Raw genomic sequence first — 1,250 nt, 5'->3', positions numbered from 1 at the left:
CTGTAGTGGTTTACTGAATTTGGCCACCTGAACAGAGGTGATATGCTCACCTCAGAACAACACAGGTGCTCCAATGAAAAGAAGAAATTTTAGTCCTGAATTCAAACGCGAATCCGCTCAGTTGGTTGTCGATCAAAACTACACCGTCTCTGATGCCGCTAAGGCTATGGATGTCGGTCTTTCCACGATGACAAAATGGGTCAAGCAACTGCGTGAAGAGCGTCAGGGCAAAACACCAAAATCCTCTCCGATAACACCGGAACAAATCGAAATACGTGAGCTGAAGAAAAAACTACAACGTATTGAAATGGAAAACGAAATATTAAAAAAGGCTACCGCGCTCTTGATGTCAGACTCCCTGAACAGTTCTCGATAATCGGGAAACTCAGAGCGCGTTATCCTGTGGCCACTCTCTGCCATGTGTTTGGGGTTCATCGCAGCAGCTATAAATACTGGAAAAACCGTCCTGAAAAACCAGACGGCAGACGGGCTGCGTTACGAAGTCAGGTACTTGAGCTGCATGCCATCAGCCACGGTTCGGCCGGAGCAAGAAGCATCGCCACAATGGCAACGCAGAGAGGCTACCAGATGGGGCGCTGGCTTGCTGGCAGACTCATGAAAGAACTGGGGCTTGTCAGTTGCCAGCAGGCGACTCACCGGTATAAACGTGGCGGTCATGAACACGTTGCTATCCCGAATCACCTTGAGCGACAGTTCGCCGTAACAGAGCCAAACCTGGTGTGGTGCGGTGATGTGACCTATATCTGGACAGGCAAACGCTGGGTATACCTCGCTGTTGTTCTCGATCTGTTTGCAAGAAAGCCAGTGGGCTGGGCAATGTCGTTCTCGCCGGACAGTAGACTCACCATGAAAGCACTGGAAATGGCATGGGAAACTCGGGGTAAGCCCGCAGGAGTGATGTTCCACAGCGATCAGGGCAGTCATTATACGAGCAGGCAGTTCCGGCAGTTACTGTGGCGCTACCGGATCAGACAGAGTATGAGCCGGCGTGGAAACTGTTGGGATAATAGCCCCATGGAACGCTTCTTCCGGAGTCTGAAAAACGAATGGGTGCCAGTGAAAGGTTACGTAAGCTTCAGCGATGCGACACACGCCATAACGGACTATATCGTTGGATATTACAGCGCACTCAGGCCGCACGAATATAACGGTGGGTTGCCACCAAACGAATCAGAAAATCGATACTGGAAAAACTCTAACGCGGTGGCCAGTTTTTGTTGACCACTACA

The 1,250-nt window shown here is 50.5% G+C and carries 1 protein-coding gene; it reads left to right on the top strand.

The features are described 5' to 3' along the window. Positions 1-73 precede the first annotated feature (73 nt). Positions 74-1,242 (top strand): IS3 family transposase gene (locus J8X26_RS23565; protein WP_208952127.1). Its coding sequence is split into 2 segments (ribosomal slippage): positions 74-323 and positions 323-1,242, totalling 1,170 coding nucleotides; the frame shifts between segments, so codons are not numbered across the junction. Positions 1,243-1,250 lie beyond the last annotated feature (8 nt).

Source organism: Rahnella sp. ChDrAdgB13, from assembly GCF_017655185.1.
Lineage (GTDB): Bacteria > Pseudomonadota > Gammaproteobacteria > Enterobacterales > Enterobacteriaceae > Rahnella > Rahnella contaminans.
This window is presented reverse-complemented; position numbering and strand designations above follow the sequence as displayed.